The following is a 22205-nucleotide window of genomic DNA, read 5'->3' on the forward strand; positions in this document are numbered from 1 at the left end:
TTCTTTCACCCTCTTCATCTTCGAAGCTTGTTCTCCTATTGTAAATTGTATGGTACACGTGTTCGTATTATGATAAGATATTTATATATAGGTATTCGGACACATATGGAGGGGGCGAGGCAGATGAGCGACTTTGTGCATCTGCATGTACATAGCGAATATAGCTTGCTGGACGGTGCGGCGCGTATCGACGATATGGTCGGGCAAGCGGCAGCCATGGGCATGAAATCACTTGCCTTGACTGATCACGGCGTCATGTATGGAGCGATTCCTTTTTATAAAGCATGCAAACGGCACGGCATTAAACCGATTATTGGCTGTGAGATGTATTATACGGCTGGCTCCATTCGTGATAAGGGCACACGCAAGGAACATCCGATCTATCATCTGATTTTGCTTGCCAAAAATCAGGTGGGCTATCAGAATCTGATGAAGCTGTGCTCGATTGGACATCTGCAGGGCCATCATTATAAACCGCGGATTGATCCGCAGCACCTGGCTCAATATTCGGAAGGACTCATTTGCACAAGCTCCTGTCTGGGCGGCGAGGTGTCCCAGCATCTGCTGCATGAGCGATATGAGCAAGCCAAGGAAGCAGCGCTTCGCTACCGGGCCATATTCGGGGATGATTTCTTTCTGGAGCTGCAGGATCACGGTCTGCTGGAGCAGAAAAAAGTGAACCAAAGCATGCTGCGTCTGAGTGAGGATACGGGAATTCCGTTAGTTGCCACCAACGATGTTCACTATGTTCGTGAGCCGGACCATGCGGTACAGGACATATTGCTGTGCATTGGCACTGGCAAAACGGTGGACGATCCGGATCGTCTCAAGTTCCAGTCGAGCCAGCTTTATTTGAAAAGCGCTGAGGAAATGAACAGATTGTTTCCTCACGTACCGCAGGCGATTGCCAATACGTCGATTATAGCGGAACGCTGTCAGCTGGAGATCGAATTCGGCCGTTCCATTTTGCCGCGTTTCGAGCCGATTCCTGATCATTCGACCGCTGGAGAATACCTTGCCGAATTGTGTAAGGTGGGGCTCAGAATGCGATATGAGCACTCGGATTCCTGGCAGGACCCGAGCTTTCGCAAGCAGATTGAGGAGCGTCTCGTTTACGAGCTGTCGGTTATTGAACGAATGGGCTTTTCTGATTATTTTCTCATCGTATGGGATTTTATTCGCTTTGCGCACGAGCAGCGGATTGCAACAGGACCGGGACGGGGCTCGTCTGCAGGAAGTCTGGTTGCCTATGTGCTGCGTATTACGGATGTCGACCCGATCCGCTACAAGCTGTTGTTTGAACGGTTTTTGAATCCGGAACGGATATCGATGCCGGATATCGATATCGATTTTAGCGATTTGCGGAGGGATGAGGTTATTGACTATGTCGTGGCCAAATACGGTCCCGAGCATGTTGCGCAGATTATTACGTTCGGAACGATGGCTGCCAAGGCTGCCGTTCGTGACGTGGGCCGTGTATTAAACCTGCCATATAATGAAGTGGACCGCGCAGCCAAAATGATTCCGCATCAGCTCGGGATGACGCTGGCGGAGGCGGTTGAAGCCAATCCTGATCTGAAAGCATTAGCTGCCAGACAGCCGAAGACGGCAGAGCTGCTGGATATGGCCATGAAGGTGGAGGGAATGCCTCGTCACGCATCGACACATGCCGCAGGTGTCGTGATTTCGCGCGAGCCGTTAACTCAGTACGTACCTTTGCAGGAAGGCAACGAGCAGACGGCATTAACGCAATATTCCATGGAGCATCTGGAAGCCATCGGGCTGTTAAAAATGGATTTTCTCGGACTGCGAACGTTATCAATCATCGAACGGACTCTGATGTGGATCAAGGAGCAGACAGGAATTGAGCTTGATTTTCATAAGCTGTCAATCGATGATCCGGCTACCTACGAAATGCTGGGTAGAGGAGACACAACAGGTGTATTTCAAATGGAATCTCCCGGGGTTCGCAAGGTGCTTAAGGAGCTGCGACCGTCGGGGTTTGAGGATATTATTTCAGTAGTCGCGCTGTACCGTCCAGGCCCAATGGAATTCATCCCGCGTTTTATACAAGGTAAGCACGGGGAAATCGAAGTGGAATACCCGCATGCGGATCTGGAGCCGATCCTGCGTGATACGTACGGAATTATTGTGTATCAAGAGCAAATCATGCAAATTGCTTCCCAAATGGCCGGCTTCAGTCTGGGCGAAGCGGATTTGCTGCGTCGGGCCGTAAGCAAGAAGAAGCGTGAGGTACTTGACGAGGAACGTGCGCATTTTGTTAAAGGCAGCCAATCGCTTGGTTATAGTGCAGCTGAAGCGAACAAGGTCTACGATATGATCGTCCGCTTCGCCGATTACGGATTTCCGCGCGCGCATGCTACCGCTTATGGAGTGCTGGCTTTTCAAACGGCTTATCTCAAGGCTCATTACCCGGTTCAGTTTATGGCATCGATGCTGACAGCTGTGATGGGTAATCACAATAAAGTAGCTGAATATGTCGATGAATGTCGTCGGATGGGTATTGCTGTACTGCCGCCTGATGTCAACGAGAGCGGGATCGTCTTCACTCCAGCAAAGCAGCCGCAATCGCTCGAAGAGTTGGAGGATAATCCGGTCAGTTTTGGAGCTATACGGTTTGGACTAGCTGCCATCAAAAATGTAGGCACGCATGCGATTGAAACCATTATGCAGGAGCGCAGCAGCGATGAAGGCCCATTTGAGAGCTTGATTGATCTGTGCCGTCGTGTGGATTTACGAGTGTGCAACAAACGTGTATTGGAATCACTCATTCAAGGAGGCGCAGCTGGTTCCTTACCGGGTCATCGCGCCCAGCAGCTTGCGATGCTTGAGGATACGATCAATGCTGCGCTCAAATGGCGAAAGGAACGCGACGATCTTCAGCTGCATTTGTTTGGCTTTGTTGAGGATGTGAACTGGGATGTCGAATATCCGCAGATTGCGCCCTACACCATGACTCAACAGCTGGAGTTTGAAAAGGAGTTGCTGGGTCTTTATATCTCGGGCAGTCCGCTTGATGATTACGAGCAGGTACTGAGAGAGCTGGAGATCGATCTGCTGCATTACCTGCCGGAAATGCCGGATCACAGTGAGGTGATAGTAGCGGGCTTGGTGCTCTCCAGCAAAACAATCGTGACCAAGAAGGGCCAGCCGATGGCCTTTATGGAGCTGGAGGATCGCGTTTCCAAGGTCGAGGTCGTGCTGTTCCCGGAGGTTTGGAAGCAATATGCCCCGCTCGTTCAAAAGGGGAAGCCGGTGCTCATTAAAGCTAAGCTGCAGCAGGGTGATGAGGAGGTTAAGCTGCTGGCGGATCAGTTATTTGCCTTAAATGATCCTGAGCTGCTGGCGAACGCAATGCGACGTCCAGCTGCTCCTACCCATAAGCCAGGCAGCAGGACAGTCAGCAAGCCGGATAAAGGAAAAAGCACAAATGAACGAACCGTGACTCCACCTGCTGCGCGTGAGGTACAGCCGAATAAGGCAGTAAGTCCCCCTTCGAACCAGCGAGTTTATATCAAAATTTCACCTGCCCATGAGCAGCAGCGCATATTATCCAGTCTGAAGGAGCTTCTGCTGCAGCATCAGGGATCGTTATCTGTTGTTCTCTATTACGAAAGCAGCCAAAAAACACTCAGCTTAAACGATCAATTTAACGTAAAGCCGTCTCCGAAGCTGATTCAGGTTATCGAAGATTTATTGGGCAAGGATACAGCGAGAGTAAAATAGCAGCGTGTGATCACAAAAAATCCGGGAAAATGCCGGATTTTATTTTTTTAGCAGGAATTTACCATATATTGTTGAATAACAGTTGTTGTGGTTCCAAAGTAATGGTTCTAAAGGCTGCATAAGTGGATGGAATGTTATGAATTGAAGGAGAGAGGAAGATGGTAATGAAAAGTAAAAGGTTAGTTTGTATAATGCTATCCTTGTTGTTGTTTCAGTGCTCCACTTTTACCGCAGCAGCAGTTGATAATGTGCTGCAAAATCAGGCCGTCAATGGTGGTGTGATTAATCAAAATATTGTGTTCGTTGATTTGAAGACTGATCATTGGGCATATGAGGCGATATCCGATTTGTCCAAAAAAGGATACATCAACGGTTATGAGGATGAAACGTTCAAACCTGACAACTCAATTACCAGAGAAGAATTTGCCAAGCTCATTGCGACTACTTTTTATTTGGATATACCTTCACCCAAAGCGCCTTCCTATTATGATGTTCAAACTGACAAATGGTCGTATCCGTATGTGGAAGCAGCCAAAGATTTTTTAACCGGCTATTATCCTCCTGGAGGCAAAGCGTTTTTTAGCCCGGAAATTAAAGCTACTCGCGAAGATGTTGCGGTTGCATTAGTCAAAACTTTGGGACTCACCACCAACGACCTGACCAACAAAAATATATTGGATCGAAAATTTAAAGATGTAAGCAAAGTTTCCTACGGAATAAGGGATTATGTTGCGATAGCTACCGAAAGATCTTTAATCAGTGGATATGAAGATGGTACATTCCGTCCTGACAAGCCTATAACTCGCGCAGAAATCGCCACGCTTTTGTATAGAGCCATTAAGACATCGGCCAAAGATCAAGGTGATGGACCACTTCTTAAAGTAAGTGTTCCTGAAAAAACGTCAAATTCTACTGTATACATATCAGGAACAGTTAGTAACAATGCAAAGGTAACGATCAATGGCAAAGATGTAACGAAGATCATAGACGGTCAATTTAAAGAAGGGTTTAAGTTAGAGAAGGAAGGGAGCTATGAGCTAACTATCATTGCCACATTATCCAGTGGAAAAACAAACACGATAGTCAAAAAAGTGACGTATGAAATCGAAGGTCCAGAGTTAAAGATTGATGATATTCCAGAAACCACAAGCTCACAGACGATATCGATATCGGGTACGGTAACGGATAAGAACGATTCGTTTCCTACCGTATATTTGAATGATGAGAAAATCCACGGTAGCAATTATTTTTCAAAGAGTGACATTGTACTTGTCGAAGGTGAGAACATTCTGGTGTTCAAAGCGAAAAACAGTTTGGATAAAGTGACCACAATTACAAAAAAGATTACCTTTACAGCGGGAGGTCCGACTCTTAAGATAGATGAAATCCCGGAGACAACGAACTCACAGACGATATCGATATCGGGTACGGTAACGGATAAGAACGATTCGTTTCCTACCGTCTATTTAAATGATGAGAAAATTGGCGGCAGCAGTTATTTTTCGAAGAGTGATATTGTGCTGGTCGAGGGTGAGAACATTCTGGTCTTCAAAGCGAAAAACAATGTGGATAAAGTGACGACAATTACAAAAAAGATTACTTTTACAGCAGGAGGTCCGATTCTCAAGGTAGATGATATCCCGGAGACAACGAACTCACAGACGATATCCATATCAGGAACGGTGACGGACAAGAATGATTCGTTTCCAACCGTCTATTTAAATGATGAGAAGATCGGTGGCAGCAGTTATTTTTCAAAGAGAGACATCGTACTGGCTGAGGGTGAGAACATTCTGATTTTCAAAGCGAAAAACAGCGTGGGTAAAGTGACCACAGTAACCAAAAGGATCACCTTTACAGCGGGAGGTCCCATTCTCAAGGTAGATTATATTCCAGAGAAAACCTCGTCTAGCAAGATATCGGTATCAGGAACAGTAACAGATAAGAACGATTCGTTTCCGCTTGTGTATTTAAATGATGAGAAAATCGGCGGCAGCAGCTATTTTTCCAAGTATGATATTCCCTTAAAAGCGGGTGAAAACACGTTTGTATTTAAAGCTGTTAATAACCTTGGAAAGAGCTCGACGGTGACAAAAAGCGTTTATTACCAAAAGTAATCAGGGGTTGGCAGGCATGATTTCTGTTAAGATTTGTCTTGTTTGATGGAGCATTTATGCCCAAACGAGCGGTCCAAGCAGAGAGAATGTCTGCTTGTTTTCTCTCCAAAGTTAATTTCTTGCGATAAAAAGATAAGTTATGCTATCATTAGTGCATTATGTTCGGGAGGTCTTGTTTCATGTGGACCGTTATTTATATTGCGCCAACTGCCAAAATTGCAGATCGAATTAAGGAAAAGCTGACGGAAGAAGGCTTTCTTGTTCAAGTACGGGCGATTAACATGACTAAGAATCAATTTGAAATCGTGGTTCCTGAAGGTGAAGTGGAAGAAGTGCAGGACGTACTCAACTCCATTTTGCATAGACATTAACGTGAGAATGAAGGACCGCATTTGAACAACAACAGCAAGTGAGGTGTAGCCGTGCAATTTAAAGACTTTTTTCAGAAAAAAAAGTATGCGACCATTCCAGGCGCCAATAGAACTACCGTGCCGCGGGTCGATGAGAACGGGGAAAACATTCCTGACGACAAGCCCAAGAGGGAAATTCCCGAAGGCTTGATGAATAAATGTCCGAAGTGTGCAACGATTCAATTTTCCAAGGAGCTGGAAAAGAATCTCAAGGTGTGCAGCACATGTGGATACCATTTCAAATTAAGTGCGGTTGAGCGGATCCAGATGGTCATGGATGAGGGCCGTTTTTTTGAATATGACAGTGAAATGATTTCCGAGGACCCGCTGGAATTCCCGGATTATGTGAACAAATATCGTAAAGCAGTGGACACGACCGGCATGAACGATGCGGTTATTACCGGCGAAGGCACGATTGGCGGATTTCCGGTTGTTGCCGCGGTGATGAGCTTCGATTTTATGGGCGGTACCCTGGGCTCGGTTGTTGGGGAAAAAGTGACATCAGCAATTGAGCTTGCGATACAGAAGAAGTATCCGATCATCATCTTCTCCACCTCGGGTGGCGCGAGGATGCAGGAGAGTATCCTCAGTCTGATGCAGATGGCCAAAACAAGTGCTGCCTTGGCACAGTTGAACGAGCAGGGCGGCTTGTTTATTTCCGTGATTACGGACCCTACCTTCGGGGGCGTATCTGCTAGCTATGCCATGCTGGGCGACTATATTATTGCTGAGCCGGGCGCAGCCTTTGGATTTACGGGACGCCGTGTTATTGAACAGACCATTCGTCAAAAGCTGCCCGACAATTTCCAAACCTCTGAATTTAACTTAAGCCACGGTCAGGTGGATATGGTAGTGGTACGTAAGGATATGAAAAGCACTTTGATCCGCTTGCTGGATTTGCACGTCGTAAAGGGGGATTTGTAGAATGGCAGGTGAATTACCCTTTGAACAGCCATTGCTGGAGCTGAAGGCTAAGATCGAGGAATTGCGTAATTTTGGATCTGAAAGGCAAATGGATTTTTCCGATGAGATTGCCCGCCTGGAGAATCGCTACGAGCAATTAGCGGCCGAGCTGTATAGCAGTATGTCCACATCCCAAAAAATGCAGCTGGCCCGTCATCCGCAGCGGCCGACAACACTTGATTATATCCAGCTTATTTTTACCGATTATATGGAGCTGCATGGCGACCGCTTATACGGCGATGATCTGGCTATTATTGGTGGCTTGGCGAGGCTCGGTGGCATTCCTGTTACCGTGATCGGGCATCAAAAGGGCAAGGATACGAAGGATAATATTGCCCGCCACTTCGGCATGCCTCATCCAGATGGCTTGCGTAAAGGCTTGCGCTTGATGAAGCAGGCGAACAAGTTCAAGCGACCTATCATTACCTTTATTGATACACCAGGAGCTTATCCGGGTAGTGCAGCGGAGGAACGCGGACAAGGCGAGGCTATCGCCAGAAACCTGATGGAGATGGCTTCTTTTGGCGTGCCGATTCTATGTGTGGTCATCGGTGAAGGCGGCAGCGGCGGGGCATTGGCTCTCGGTGTCGGCAATCGCGTTTTTATGCTTGAGAATTCAATCTATTCGGTCAGCACGCCGGAAGCGGCTTCCTCGATTTTGTACAAGGATGCTACAAGATCAGGTGAAGCGGCCGAGGCGATGAAAATAACTGCCGATCATATTTTGAAATTAGGCGTTATTGATGCGATTATCCCTGAGCCACGCGGCGGTGCCCATCGCGATCTGGCGTCTTTGGCAGAGGTCATTAAAGAAACCTTAATAAATAATTTGCAGGAGTTGGTTGTTCTTTCAGAGAAAGAGCTAGTAGAAGACCGTTATAAGAAATTCAGGAAAATCGGAAGGTTTACTTACACTCAGGAGGGTAATCACAATCATGCGTAAAACGAAAATAGTATGTACCATCGGTCCGGTAAGTGAGTCACTGGAAATGTTTAAAAAGCTTATCAACGGCGGAATGAACGTATGCCGTTTGAACTTCTCGCACGGCGATTTTGAAGAGCACGGCAACCGGATCAAGAACGTTCGTCAGGCTGCTGAGGAGCTGAATAAGACCGTTGCTATTCTATTGGATACCAAAGGCCCGGAAATTCGTACAGGCAAGCTGAAGGACGATCAGAAGGTTGAGCTTGTGCAGGATCAGTTTATCACGCTAACAACTGAGGAAATTATCGGAGATGCGAACCGTGTGCATATCACTTATGCCGATTTGCCAAGAGATGTCAGAGTCGGCGCAACCATCCTGATCGATGACGGTTTAATCGGTTTAGAGGTTGTAGACAAAACCTTTACTGAAATCAAATGCCGCATTGTCAATGGCGGTCTATTGGGCGGTAAAAAAGGTGTTAACGTACCAGGCGTTAAAATTAATCTTCCCGGTATTACGGAAAAGGATGCTAACGATATCATCTTTGGTATCGAGCAAGGTGTCGATTTTATCGCTGCTTCATTCGTACGTAAGGCTAGCGACGTTATCGAAATTCGTGAAATTTTGGAGCGTCACAACGCTACTCATATCCAAATCATATCCAAAATCGAAAACCAGGAGGGTGTCGATAACCTGGATGAAATTTTGGAGGTTTCCGATGGCTTAATGGTTGCTCGTGGCGATCTTGGTGTGGAAATTCCGGCTGAAGATGTGCCAATCGTACAAAAAGCGATGATCAAGAAATGTAATCAAGCCGGTAAACCGGTTATTACAGCAACGATGATGTTGGATTCCATGCAGCGCAATCCGCGCCCAACCCGTGCGGAAGCAAGTGACGTGGCCAATGCGATTTTTGACGGAACAGATGCTGTGATGCTGTCCGGTGAAACAGCAGCCGGGAAATATCCGCTTGAGTCCGTTATGATGATGGCTCGTATTGCTGAGCGTGCAGAGAGTGCGTTGGAGCACCGTGAAATTTTTATTCGTCAAAGCAATGCACAACAAAAAACGGTAACCGAAGCGATCTCGCAAGCGGTAGCCAATTCTGCACTGGATCTGGAAGCCAAAGCGATATTGACTTCTACGGAAAGTGGCTATACTGCTCGTATGGTGTCCAAATACCGTCCGAAAGCACCAATTATTGCAGTCACTCCAATTGACCATGTACTGCGTCGCTTATCGCTGGTGTGGGGCGTTATCCCGGTTAAGGGCGAGCATTGTGAAACTACGGACGAGCTGTTCAGCCACGCGGTTGACAGCAGCTTGGATGCAGGACTCGTGAGTCTTGGTGATCTGGTTGTTATTACGGCTGGTGTGCCAGTAGGCCGCTCAGGAACGACGAACCTGATTAAGGTTCATCAAATTGGTGATATGATTGCCAAAGGTCAAGGCATCGGAACACAAATTGCAACAGGTACAGTAGTTGCAGCCAAAAGTGCAGAAGAAGCTAATGCCAAGGCAGTTGAAGGCTGCATCCTGGTTACCGTAACAACGGATAAGGACTATATGCCTGCGATCGAAAAAGCATCCGCGATTATCACCGAAACAGGTGGAATCACCTCACATGCAGCAGTGGTTGGTATCTCGCTCAGCAAAACCGTTGTTGTTGGGGTTGAACGTGCTTTGGAGCTCATTAAAGACGGCACGGAAGTGTCGATTTATCCAGAGGTTGGTGTGATCTACTCCGGAAGCGCACGCGTTCTTTAATTAACAGGTATACCGTAATCAAAAGAGTGAACTCGATAAGCATGTCGGTTTCACTCTTTTTTTGCGACTATATAAGCAGTAGAACGTGTTCCAATGATGGATTGCAGCCGGAAGAGTGAGAAGAAAGCTAACTTGGGATGATAGAAGGCAGGAGGTATGAATGAAACTATGGAATTATCGGCATGGTTTGCATATACTTTAAGAGTACGTTACCAGGAAACGGATCAGATGGGCGTTGTTTACCATACGAATTATGTCAATTGGTTTGAAATCGGACGAACCGAGCTCATTCGTTCTATGGGCATGACGTACAAAGAGATAGAGGAAAAGGGCGTATTACTGCCCCTGATCGATTTGCAGATGCAGTTTAAGCTTCCTGCCAAGTATGATGATCTGATTACGATACGAACCCGGATTGCGGAATACTCGAGCATTCGATTGCATTTTGATTCCGAGATCCGCCGTGGGGAAGAATTGCTGGTCAGCGGGAGCACCAAGCATGTATGGGTCAATCGGGTATGGAAACCGACGCGCATTGACAGGGCCTTACCCGAGTTATATGCTTTGATACATAACCAACCATGACAGTTTACAAATAATTAACATAAATCGCATCTTCTGTTGACATTGTCGAGCTACGATGAAAATAGCAGAATGAGAGTAGAAATAGCGCGAAAGCTATCGAATTTCATTTTGAAACTGGTCGAATTCTATGGAGGTTACGCAACATTATGAGAGAGATCGCGGCGCCTAGAGAAAGAGAAGCATCGTCTAATTATATTAACCGTGATTTAAGCTGGCTTGAGTTTAATTGGCGTGTATTGCAAGAAGCTCAGGATGCGGAAACGCCTTTACTGGAAAGAGCCAAGTTTCTGGCCATCGTAGCGTCCAATTTGGATGAGTTTATGAGTGTGCGGGTTGCGGGTATTAAAGATCAGATTAAAGCGGGTTACATAAAAAAAGACTTTACCGGCTATACCCCAGCGGGCTTGTTCAAACGTATTATGAAGCGGTCAGCCAAAATGGTATCCGAGCAGTATAAATCATACCGCGATGTTTCCAGACAATTGGCTAAAGAAGGCATTATATTTACGGATTATGAGGACTTGAATATAAGTCAGCGCAAAGCGATGGATATTTATTTTCATGATATTGTGTTTCCGGTGTTGACACCGATGGCTGTGGATCAGAGCCGCCCGTTTCCTTTGGTGCATACACAGGCTGTCTACTTGGCTGTTGTATTAATGAAGGAGGGCGATGATCCGGAGGAGGAGCCGTATTTTGCCATTGTACAGGTTCCTTCCAATTTGGCCCGTTGTATTGAGGTGCCCGCCAGATCGAATAGCAAGAAGCATGAATTTGTATTGCTTGAGGATTTGATTGAACATCATATTAAGACTTTATTTTCGGGTTATACGCCGATTTCAGTGCATGGCTTCCGATTGACACGTAATGCCGATTTAACTCTGAACGAGGAAGGCGCCGAGGATCTGCTTGAAGAGATCGAGAAGGAACTTCGTCGCCGCCGTTGGGGCGCGCCTGTAAGGCTTGAGGTTCAAAAGGGCATTCATGCTTACGCGCTGACTCAATTGATGGACGAATTTGAGGTCACCGATAATTCTATTGAGATAGATGGTCCGTTAGATTTAAGCTTCTTGATGAAGCTGGCCTTTTCCTTAAAAGGTTACGATAATCTTAAATATAAACCGATTGAGCCGGTATATCCGTCGGAGCTGCTCGAAGTTGAGGACATATTCGGGAAGCTGAAGCAGCAGGATGTACTGCTCTATCATCCGTATGAATCCTTTGACGCCGTAACCGATTTTGTTGTACAGGCTGCCTATGACGCGGATGTGTTGGCTATCAAAATGACATTGTACCGGGTCAGCGGCAATTCTCCTTTGATCCAGGCGTTGGCAAGAGCGGCTGAATCGGGCAAGCAGGTAACAGTGGTCGTTGAGCTTAAAGCCCGCTTTGATGAAGAACGTAATATAGCATGGGCAAGAAAGCTGGAGCAGTCCGGATGTCATGTTGTTTATGGACTGGTAGGTTTAAAAACGCATGCCAAGATCACCTTGGTTGTCCGTCAGGAGCCAGATGGCTTACGTCGTTATGTCCACGTCGGTACGGGAAATTATAATGATAGCACGGCTAAACTCTACACAGATATTGGTCTGTTTACATCTGATCCGATCATTGGTGAGGATGCGTCGGCTCTGTTCAATGAGGTTACCGGCTATTCGGCACCTCATAACTGGAAAGCATTTGGGGTCGCGCCTACGGTGATGAAGGATAGACTATTTGAGAAAATTCGCCGTGAAGCCCAGCATGCAGTCGAAGGTAGACCAGCCCGTATCATTGCCAAGCTGAATTCACTATCCAATCAGGAAATGATCGACGAGTTATATGAGGCATCCAAGGCAGGTGTCAAAATCGAGCTTATCGTTCGCGGAGTGTGTTGTTTACGGCCGGGTGTAGAGGGCTTGAGTGAAAATATTAGTGTGATTAGTATCGTAGACCGTTTTCTGGAGCATTCGCGTATTATTTATTTTGAAAACGGCGGAGAGAACGAGATGTACCTGTCCAGCGCGGATTGGATGACAAGAAACCTGACGAAACGAATTGAACTGACTTGCCCGGTATTCGATCAGGATTTACGCAAGATCCTGATGCGAATACTGGAGTTGAGCCTGGGCGATAACGTGAAAGCTCGGATGCTGCAGCCCAATGGCATGTATGCAAGGGTCATCAACGAGGCTCCGCCGCTAAGAAGCCAGTTTGAAGCGATGAAAATCAAAGTCTGGAAAAAGAAATCTCACACCTGATTAAAGGTTTGGAATGAGAATTTCATATTCCATATTTTATGAAAATCTTTTTCTGCATTATCGACCTCTCTGTATTCGACAGAGGGGTTATATTTGATTGCGGCAGCAATATGAAGCTGTTTCCCCTCCACCGCTGCCCGGATCGAAGAGATAGCTTGTGTTTCCGAAGCATCCAAAGCGATCGCAATTTGCAGTAAAGTGCCCAGCTTGGTGATAACGTCGACATCGGTTTCGTGCAAAACATCTTTGTGCTGCTGATAGGTTTGATGAACCTTGCCTTTTGTTTTGTAAGAAGCGATGCATGCGCATAACAGAATTTCCCGATGGCTCAAGCCATTGAGAGGGGAATGGGCAATCATATAAAAGGAATGCTTGGCAAATTGGTAATAATTCATCGACACGCCGATACGGTGCAGCAAAGCCGCTGTATGCAGGCATAGTCGCATTCTGCTGTCATATTGATGAATTCCCTGAAGTGCATCGTACAATAGCACAGCATGGCCTGCAACCTGCTCCAGATGCTCGATTGGGGCACTTGCGTGCAGTCCGAGCAAATTCGTTGTGCTTTGCTTTAGAATGCTTGACGCCGTTAACTGTGGAGCAGGCAAATATTGTCCATGAAAAAGCCCGTCGCGAAGACCTGCGCCGCTAATCACATAATGGCTGCACTTGGCTGCCTGAAAGATCGTATCCAAAATAAGCATGCCTGGAATAATAATATCAACACGATCCTTGGACAGTCCGTCTACCTTTTTCCGTTTGTCGGTAGACAGGGACGGCAGCCACTTCACCAACTGCTCCATTTCGACAGCTTCCATTTTATAATTATGAGTGCGAGACAAAGAATACTTTCGTTTCTTCTGGCTGATTTTACTCAGACTGCGAATCGTACCGCCCATTCCCACCAGCGGAAGCTGGGGATGCTGTTCAATCCAGGGTTCTTCTGTAATCGCAGTAAGCACCATAAGTCGGATATTTTTGAGCTGTTCCTCGTTCAAGCTGCCATCCATAGAAAATTTCCTTGCCGTATTGACGGCTCCAAAAGGAAAGGACACGCTTTGTTCCAGCTTGCGATTTCTAAAAAGGCTGACTTCTGTACTGCCGCCCCCAATATCAACCAATATGCCATCCTCGATATCAAGAGAATTGCTCATCCCGAGAAATCCGATTGTAGCTTCATCCTCTCCGGACAATAGCTCTACCTCTATCCCACTTTCTTGCAGCAGCTGATCGATAATTTCTTGCGAATTGGCCGCATTGCGAATAGCTGCTGTAGCTGCTGCGCGGATCTCAGTGACCTGGTTAGCCTGACAGATCTGTTTAAATTGGATTAAAATATCAACGATATCCCGGATATCTGGCGTATGCAGTATTTGATCGGAGCCGATCCTTGAACTTAAGCGTGCAGACTGCTTGAACTCGCCGATAACCCGGTGAGCCTGATGGTGGTTGAGTTCGTAAATGGCAAGGCGAATCGAGTTGGAACCGATATCAATGATGCCGATTCTGCGATTGTTTCCCATGATGAGCCCCCATGACATTTTAGTATTGCAAACAAGTTCATTTTACCATCGTTTGCCCTCAGCGCAAGTTTTTTAAGAACCAGGCCCAAGCCATCCAGCGGAACATCCTGAAGGAATGCAGGCATTGGCATATAGGAGAGTGCGTTCAGGGCTGCCATACAATCAATAAGGTACAAGCTGAATATCCTGTATGAAGGAGATGATGCGAGGTGAAAGTACAGGATTTTATCAATATACTAGCCCCTATGGCTGTCTCTGAGCAGAGGCGTACCGGCATTCTGGCCAGTATTACGATTGCACAGGGCGCTGTTGAATCGGGTTGGGGTGCAGCAGCGCCAGGCAATAACCTGTTTGGGATCAAAGGCAGCGGACAGGAATTCGTGACAACAGAATATACCAATGGTCATTTCGTCAAAATAATTGGCGGTTTCCGGACTTATGATACATGGGAAGGCTCTGTGATCGATCATAGTGAATTTTTGATAGCGAACAGCAGGTACAAGGTGTCCGGCTTTTTTGAACGCTGCAAAGAGCTTGATTATATTGGGGCTGCTGGCTGCTTACAAAATGCGGGGTATGCGACTGATCCGAAGTATGCGGTAAAATTGATCCAAATCATTCAGGCAAACCGGCTGGACAACTATGATATTTTGGAGGTTGAGGACGATATGCCAAAGCTGGATCCAGGTGTGGCACTTACGATGATTAATACGTTTTTAAAGCCTTCATGGGCTGCTGCCGATGCACAGCTCAAGGCCGCTCAGGATAGCAATAAGGCAGCAGCTTGGAAGGAGCAAAGGGACTATTATGCATGGCTTGCAAACAGCTTGCGGGATGCATCCGGTCTGCCCAGAGAGTAGATCAGCAAGTTTACACATAACAAAGCCCTCTTTCCTTGTTAGGATTGAGGGCGATTTACTGCATGCTATAGAATTAGAAGCGGTTACCCGAAATTTGCTGCTCCGCGATTTGAACCAACCGCCGAACCATATGGCCGCCAATTGCTCCCGTATCACGAGTAGCCATGTAGCCATAATAACCGTCTGCTGGAATTTGAATTCCAAGCTCTTGTGCAACCTCATATTTCAATTGTTCCAATGCCTGTGCTGCTTGCTGCACAACTAACTGATTGCTGCTTCTCGACTGACCTGCTGCCATGTTAAGCCCTCCTTTAAATTTTCAACTAAATCTATATTCCCCCATCATTTCCCTGATTATTCATACCTATCAGACATGGTAAAATCGTAACAGGGTGATGCTAATGTTTATCGCGCCAATGCTACTAAACTCCCGCGAGAAACCTTTTTCTGATCAGGCTTATTTATTTGAGCCGAAAATTGACGGACACCGATTGATACTATCAAAGAGTGGGGAAGAGACCCGTCTATTTACAGAACATCAAAATGAATGCACTTCACAGTATCCCGAGCTATGGGACGTCCCGATTGAGGGCGATGTGGTCCTTGATGGGGAGGTCTGCTATAGAGATCCGGAATCCGAACAATTTAATTTTGAGTTGGTCATGGAGCGGCTTCAAATAACAAATAAAACTAAAATTCAGGCTTTCAGAAATCAAAGTCCAGTTAGCTACGTAGTCTGGGATATTCTTGTTCACAAAGGTCGAGATCTTCGACAGCTTTCCTTGATGAAGCGCCGTTCCATCCTGGAATCAGTTTTATTACCGAATGATTATTTCAGTGTGGTTAATCAGATTGAAGAACGCGGTGAGGACTTATATGAATCGATGGTAGAGAAGTCGATGGAAGGCATTGTGGCCAAACGGAAAAGCAGCGTCTATGTGTCGCGGCGGTCCCACGATTGGCTGGCAATCATGAATTATCAATATACGGATGTGTATGTAGCAGGTTATCGTAAAGATGAGTTTGGCTGGCTTGCCCATGTGAAGGAGAATGGGAAAATGCGGCCCGCAGGCATCATTGAGCAGGGAGTGAGTCCATCTCATAAAAAAGCTTTTGATGCTATCAGCAAGAAGCTGGAGAACGGTGAAGATCAAAACTTTGTTTATTTAGATCCACGTATTCAAGTTAAAGTTCAATTTAGCAGCTGGACGCGTCATGGGATGCTCAGAGCACCGAGTTTTGTGGATTTTATAGTGTGAATGGAAGCTCCGGAACAGCTGCCCGGGGCTTCTTGGTTTTTAAGTTATCGAGAGATAGCATAAGTTTATTGTACCGATAATGAACTTTTATGTGTGTATTTGTTCACATTGCTTGGTAAATCATTTATAGTAGAATAGTAAGATTGATGAGAATGGCCATCCTGCGCTCAAGTTGCATTAGGATATGTGTTATGTGATATAGTTATCTATATCGTTATGTATAGGTTATGAATTGAACGTAAAGGAGAGATTGCTTTGACTGCTACCAAAGGATTGGAAGGTATTGTCGCAACAACATCCTCAATCAGCTCCATCATTGATGGTGTCCTTACTTATCGGGGGATCGACATCGATGATTTGGCCGAGAATGCTACATTTGAAGAGGTTGCGTATTTACTCTGGTATGGTAAATTACCGAATGCTTCTGAGTTAGCGCAATTAATCGCAGATTTTAATAAGTTTGCACCCATCCCTGCTCAGGTTATCGAGCAACTGAAGCTTTATCCGAAGGAAGCCAATTCAATGGCAGCACTTCGTTCAGCGGTTTCCTGTTTGGCTTTGTACGATGAAGAAGCCAACGATATGTCACCTGAGTCGAATTTGCGTAAAGCCATCAAGCTGCAAGCGCAGATTCCGACAATCATCGCAGCTTTTGCCCGTATTCGTGAAGGTAAGGAGCCTGTTGCGCCTAAACAGAGCCAATCCATCGCGGAGAGCTTTTTGTACATGCTGATTGGTACAGAACCAGATAAAGTAGCCATTCAGGCATTGGACACGGCGTTGGTGCTTCATGCTGACCATGAATTGAACGCTTCAACTTTTGCCGCGCGTGTTACTGTTGCGACATTATCGGATATTTATTCCGGTGTAACTTCAGCAATCGGTGCATTGAAGGGGCCTCTTCATGGTGGTGCGAACGAAGCTGTAATGGCGATGCTCGAAGACATTGATTCGCTTGACAACGTAGACAGCTATGTTCATGATAAGCTGAACAACAAGCAGAAGATCATGGGCTTTGGACACCGCGTTTACAAAAATGGCGATCCACGTGCCAAGCATTTGCAAAAAATGTCTCAGGAGCTGGGCAAAATTACCGGTAACCTGAAGTGGTACGAAATGTCGATAAAGATTGAAGATATTGTCACTGGCGAGAAGGGCTTGAAGCCGAATGTTGATTTTTACTCAGCATCCGTATATACTTCCCTGGAAATTCCGCGTGACTTGTTTACACCGATCTTTGCGATCAGCCGTGCATCCGGATGGACCGCGCACATTTTGGAGCAATACGAGAATAACCGTTTGATCCGTCCGCGTGCTGAATACAATGGTCCTGTGAGCCAAAAGTATATTACAATCGAAAATCGTTAATCTTTTGATCAACCGAATTACTGCAATCAACGGGTTGTTACTGCTGTTCTGTCCTATTCGTGTGAATCAGGACAAGCGCAGTAGCTCCCGTTCAATTTTGTGTAATTATGCACCTATTCTAAGGAGGAACTAATACCCATGGCTAAATTCGAAAAATACGCATTACCAACTGAAGGCGAAAAAATTACTATCGTTGATGGTGTTCTAAATGTACCTAACAACCCGATCATCCCTTTCATCGAAGGCGATGGCACAGGTCCTGATATTTGGGCTGCTTCCAAGCGCGTATTGGATGCTGCAGTTGAGAAAGCATATAATGGCGAGAAAAAAATCGCTTGGTATGAAGTATTTGCTGGTCAAAAAGCATTCGATAAATTTGAAAGCTGGTTGCCTAACGATACTTTAACAGCAATTCGTGAATACATAGTGGCTATTAAAGGGCCATTAACGACTCCGGTTGGCGGCGGTATCCGTTCTTTGAACGTTGCACTTCGTCAAGAATTGGATCTGTATGTATGCTCCCGTCCAGTTCGTTATTTCACAGGCGTACCGTCCCCGGTTAAACGTCCTGAGCTAGTAGATATGATCATTTTCCGTGAAAATACTGAAGATATTTATGCTGGTATCGAGTGGGAAGCCGGTTCTGCTGAAGTGAAAAAAGTGATCGATTTCTTGCAAAACGAAATGGGTGTTAAAAACATTCGCTTCCCGGAAACTTCCGGTATCGGTGTAAAACCTGTTTCCTCCGAAGGTACAGAGCGTTTGGTGCGCGGCGCTATCGAGTACGCAATCAAACACAAACGCAAAACTTTGACATTGGTACACAAAGGCAACATCATGAAATACACAGAAGGCGCGTTCAAAAACTGGGGTTATGAGCTGGCTGAAAAAGAATTCGGCGAGCAAACCTTCACATGGAATCAATACGACAGAATTAAAGCAGAAAAAGGTACGGACGCTGCTAACCAGGCACAAAAAGAAGCAGAAGCTGCTGGCAAAATCATCGTTAAAGATGCTATCGCTGACATCGCTCTTCAACAAGTATTGACTCGTCCTACTGATTTTGACGTTATCGCAACATTGAACCTGAACGGCGACTACCTGTCCGATGCTTTGGCAGCACAAGTTGGCGGAATCGGTATCGCACCAGGAGCTAATATCAACTATGTAACTGGGCATGCTATCTTTGAAGCGACACATGGTACAGCTCCTAAATATGCTGGTTTGGACGTAGTTAACCCAGGTTCCGTTATTTTGTCCGGCGTAATGATGCTTGAGCACTTGGGCTGGTTGGAAGCAGCTGAGCTGATCTACAAAGGCATGGAAACTTCGATTCACAACAAAACCGTTACTTATGACTTCGCACGTTTGATGGAAGGCGCAACTGAAGTGAAATGCTCCGAGTTCGCTAACCAAATCATTAAACATATGGAATAGAAGGGCATCCCCCTAAATCCCCCTTTGTAAGGGGGACCCCAGGGGTTTCGCCCCCTGGACGACGATAGAGCATCTTTCTGCGAGTGATCTCGGGGATTGGGTGTTCTTGAGCGTCTGGGGTACATGGAACGCGACTGTCAGCAGCAAGATTCGTTACACGAAGCTTGCTGCTGACTCGCTATCATGCGGGATAGCGTTGTGGAGAAAGTTGAGGTGTTGGGAACGCGACCGTCTGCGGTGGCTTTGCTTCGCAAAGCACCCCACAGACACGCTTCCAAGCGCCGCGGTTTCTCGAAGGTAGTTTAGCTGTGAAACACGTTCGTCAATGAGAGCTTCAGCTTTGCGAAGCATCGCATTGACGAACTGCCATTTCATGCTCCTACAGAATTGATGTGTGTGGCTTTTAGGTGCTTTAGCTTGCTTGAGCCATCTTTAGACTGTTCTTGAGCTTGCTTAGTATTTGGTTCTAGATTTTGCTTTGCTTTTAGCAGCCCTAGACCTTGTTACGCCTGGGGTATAATCGAGGCGAATCTTTCTACACTCAACGAGTGAAAGGTTGATGGACTTTGTGAACTTGACTTAACTCCAAATCGTGCGAAAAGGAGTTAGGGATTGTGCCGTAGAGTTTACGTGCCGCCTTTGAAACTGTGTTCCCACCGCTTCATCTAATAATAAGAACACAGTTTCAACAGCGGCCGGAGGCACATCCCTAATCCTGAAAGCCTACTTTTGGACGTTATGACCTTAATCACTAAATCTTTAATCTTTAACCTCTCATCCCCCAATAAACCATTTCAGGAGGCTAACTATTATGGCAATTCAACGTAAAAAAATTACCGTTGTAGGCGCAGGTTTCACAGGGGCAACAACTGCATTCTTGGCAGCACAGAAAGAACTGGGAGACGTCGTTCTGCTGGACATCCCGCAATTGGAAAACCCAACAAAGGGTAAAGCTTTGGATATGCTCGAAGCTTCCCCGGTTCAAGGCTTTGACAGCAACATCGTAGGCACTTCCAACTACGACGATACAGCGAACTCCGATATCGTAATCATCACAGCAGGTATTGCTCGTAAACCAGGTATGAGCCGTGATGACCTTGTTAACACCAATGCAGGTATCGTAAGATCCGTTTGTGAAAATGTAAAAAGAACGAGTCCTAACTCCATCGTCATCATTTTGAGCAACCCGGTTGATGCTATGACATATGTAGCTTACGAGGCTTTGGGTTTCCCGAAAAACCGTGTAATCGGTCAATCCGGCGTATTGGATACAGCTCGTTACTGCACATTTATCGCACAGGAATTGAACGTATCGGTTGAAGATGTTCGCGGCTTCGTATTGGGCGGCCACGGCGACGATATGGTTCCATTGGTTCGTTACTCCAACGTAGGCGGTATTCCGATCGAGAAGCTGATTCCTGCTGATCGTATCGAAGCTATTGTACAGCGTACACGTACAGGCGGCGGTGAGATCGTGAACCTGTTGGGTAACGGCAGTGCGTACTACGCACCTGCAGCTTCCCTGGTTCAAATGGCTGAAGCGATCATTAAGGACAAAAAACGTATCATTCCTGCTATTGCCTTACTGCAAGGCGAATATGGCTATGACAACCTGTTCATGGGCGTACCTACCTTGTTGGGTGGCGATGGCATCGAGAAGATTTTCGAATTGGAGCTTCTGCCTGAAGAAAAGACAGCTCTTGATAAATCCGCAGATTCCGTTCGTAACGTAATCAAAGTGGTATCTGCTTAATTTTCATGGATGATGAATAACACTTTACACAGCAAGCTGGCTCCGATATTTAATCGGAATCAGCTTGTTTTTTTGTGCTTTAACTGGATGCAGGCTTGCGATGATGATGAGAAATACTGCATTGACATAACAGGTAAGGTAATCTATATTTAAAATATACTAAACATATCGGATTAGTTATTTTATAATGAAATAACTGGAGATGCATCATTCCTCTATTGAGGTGGATGTATCTCTGTTTATTTTTGGGGAAGACCGCTCTATAGGCTCGGTATTAAGAAAGGGGACTAGCTATGAATATTGAGAATCTGGAAGCTTTCGTCTATGTAATCCATTTCAACAGCTTTAACAAAGCCGCTGACGCCTTGTTTTTATCTCAACCTTCGATTTCCGCCCGAATTCAATCCTTGGAAAGGGAATTAAATGCTTTGCTTTTTGAAAGAGAAGGCAAACAATTCACCTTAACGGATAAGGGAAAGCAGTTTTTGCCATACGCCCAACAAATCTTGCAATCTTATAAAAAAGGTAAACAGCAGCTGCAGCATAAGAGCACATCACTTGATGAGTTACGGATTGGTTGCACAGTATCAGTTGCAAATTATTTGATTCCCGAGATCCTCCCTGTGTTGAAGGAGCGAATGCCGGATGTGCAAATTAAGCTGACCACCGCTCCATCTGAAGCTTTATTAGACAAGCTGCTAAGCAAGGAAATCGACTTAGGGCTTGTCCGCAATATTACTCATCCCCATATTCATTCCGTTAAATTTTTTGATGATCCTATTCGTCTTTTTGTTCGCCAAGAGCATGCCTTCGCCAGGATGGAATCCGTCACTGTTGAGGACGTTGTTAATGAACCTATGGTTTTTTTTGAATGCGGATCACTCGACTGGATGAAAATTCATAGGCTGTTCGAATCGCTGCACCTTCCGCCAAACATTGTGTATCATATCGATAATTTGGAAACGGCTAAAAAACTGGTGTTAAAAGGTGTCGGGATCAGCTTCCTACCGGAGCTGTGTGTTCAAAAGGAAGTTCAGGAAAAACTGCTGGTGCCTATCGAGCTTCCGACCTTAAACAGCCTTTCCCTTCGCACCAACCTGATCTCACTGAATGGAGAAGGCCTGCAATGGCACAGCTTGTTTCAGGATACGGTTAGAGGAATCCAATTCAAGGCGCTTTGCTAACCTTTAATAGAATGTTTAAATGATTGGATAGAAAGAACCTATTGTCCTACCCGTTGACGCTGTTAA

16 protein-coding genes are annotated in these 22205 nt (G+C 45.9%); 14 read left to right on the forward strand and 2 right to left on the reverse strand.

Annotated features, from left to right (window positions below):
• Positions 1 to 123 precede the first annotated feature (123 nt).
• The 8 genes from OB236_RS32990 to ppk1 all read left to right on the forward strand — a co-directional run bounded on the left by OB236_RS32990 (position 124) and on the right by ppk1 (position 12755).
• Positions 124 to 3747 carry a DNA polymerase III subunit alpha gene (locus tag OB236_RS32990; protein WP_262687828.1) on the forward strand — a complete coding sequence of 1208 codons (3624 nt, stop codon included), beginning with the start codon at positions 124 to 126 and terminating at the stop codon, positions 3745 to 3747.
• A gap of 158 nt (positions 3748 to 3905) precedes the next feature.
• Positions 3906 to 5864, forward strand: coding sequence for an S-layer homology domain-containing protein (locus OB236_RS32995; protein WP_262687829.1), 1959 nt, complete (start codon positions 3906 to 3908; stop codon positions 5862 to 5864).
• Between the two features lie 179 nt (positions 5865 to 6043).
• Complete coding sequence (locus OB236_RS33000; RefSeq protein WP_076233175.1) at positions 6044 to 6235, forward strand: glutamate decarboxylase; 192 nt, start codon at positions 6044 to 6046, stop codon at positions 6233 to 6235.
• Positions 6236 to 6286: 51 nt separating this feature from the next.
• On the forward strand, positions 6287 to 7198 hold the full coding sequence (accD, locus tag OB236_RS33005; RefSeq protein ID WP_262687830.1) for an acetyl-CoA carboxylase, carboxyltransferase subunit beta: 912 nt from the start codon (positions 6287 to 6289) through the stop codon (positions 7196 to 7198).
• Position 7199: 1 nt separating this feature from the next.
• Entirely contained in the window at positions 7200 to 8180 is a 981-nt protein-coding gene (gene accA, locus OB236_RS33010) for an acetyl-CoA carboxylase carboxyl transferase subunit alpha (RefSeq protein WP_262687831.1), read from the forward strand.
• The gene (pyk, locus tag OB236_RS33015; RefSeq protein ID WP_262687832.1) at positions 8173 to 9930 is read left to right on the forward strand and encodes a pyruvate kinase; all 1758 of its coding nucleotides are present in this window, start codon (positions 8173 to 8175) and stop codon (positions 9928 to 9930) included. The genes accA and pyk overlap by 8 nt, the downstream gene beginning before the upstream one ends.
• A gap of 156 nt (positions 9931 to 10086) precedes the next feature.
• The gene (locus OB236_RS33020; protein WP_262687833.1) at positions 10087 to 10515 is read left to right on the forward strand and encodes an acyl-CoA thioesterase; all 429 of its coding nucleotides are present in this window, start codon (positions 10087 to 10089) and stop codon (positions 10513 to 10515) included.
• A gap of 146 nt (positions 10516 to 10661) precedes the next feature.
• Entirely contained in the window at positions 10662 to 12755 is a 2094-nt protein-coding gene (ppk1, locus tag OB236_RS33025; protein ID WP_262687834.1) for a polyphosphate kinase 1, read from the forward strand.
• Here ppk1 and OB236_RS33030 read toward each other — a convergent pair.
• Entirely contained in the window at positions 12746 to 14278 is a 1533-nt protein-coding gene (locus OB236_RS33030; RefSeq protein WP_262687835.1) for a Ppx/GppA phosphatase family protein, read from the reverse strand. The two genes, ppk1 and OB236_RS33030, sit on opposite strands and share 10 nt — an antisense overlap.
• Positions 14279 to 14487: 209 nt before the next feature.
• Here OB236_RS33030 and OB236_RS33035 point away from each other — a divergent pair, with 209 nt between their 5' ends.
• Positions 14488 to 15138, forward strand: a complete 651-nt coding sequence (locus OB236_RS33035; RefSeq protein WP_262687836.1) for a glycoside hydrolase family 73 protein — start codon at positions 14488 to 14490, stop codon at positions 15136 to 15138.
• A gap of 73 nt (positions 15139 to 15211) precedes the next feature.
• On the opposite strand, the gene OB236_RS33040 is transcribed toward OB236_RS33035, so the two are convergent.
• Positions 15212 to 15436, reverse strand: a complete 225-nt coding sequence (locus OB236_RS33040; RefSeq protein ID WP_240416184.1) for an alpha/beta-type small acid-soluble spore protein — start codon at positions 15434 to 15436, stop codon at positions 15212 to 15214.
• A gap of 103 nt (positions 15437 to 15539) precedes the next feature.
• Here OB236_RS33040 and OB236_RS33045 point away from each other — a divergent pair, with 103 nt between their 5' ends.
• The 5 genes from OB236_RS33045 to OB236_RS33065 all read left to right on the forward strand — a co-directional run bounded on the left by OB236_RS33045 (position 15540) and on the right by OB236_RS33065 (position 22139).
• Positions 15540 to 16397, forward strand: a complete 858-nt coding sequence (locus OB236_RS33045; RefSeq protein ID WP_262687839.1) for an ATP-dependent DNA ligase — start codon at positions 15540 to 15542, stop codon at positions 16395 to 16397.
• Positions 16398 to 16652: 255 nt separating this feature from the next.
• On the forward strand, positions 16653 to 17765 hold the full coding sequence (gene citZ / locus OB236_RS33050) for a citrate synthase (protein ID WP_262687840.1): 1113 nt from the start codon (positions 16653 to 16655) through the stop codon (positions 17763 to 17765).
• 138 nt (positions 17766 to 17903) lie between these two features.
• Positions 17904 to 19202, forward strand: a complete 1299-nt coding sequence (gene icd, locus OB236_RS33055) for an NADP-dependent isocitrate dehydrogenase (protein ID WP_262687841.1) — start codon at positions 17904 to 17906, stop codon at positions 19200 to 19202.
• Positions 19203 to 20013: 811 nt separating this feature from the next.
• Positions 20014 to 20955, forward strand: coding sequence for a malate dehydrogenase (mdh, locus tag OB236_RS33060; RefSeq protein WP_076233188.1), 942 nt, complete (start codon positions 20014 to 20016; stop codon positions 20953 to 20955).
• 293 nt (positions 20956 to 21248) lie between these two features.
• Positions 21249 to 22139, forward strand: coding sequence for a LysR family transcriptional regulator (locus tag OB236_RS33065; protein WP_262687843.1), 891 nt, complete (start codon positions 21249 to 21251; stop codon positions 22137 to 22139).
• The last annotated feature ends 66 nt before the right edge of the window (positions 22140 to 22205 follow it).

This window comes from Paenibacillus baimaensis (assembly GCF_025567575.1).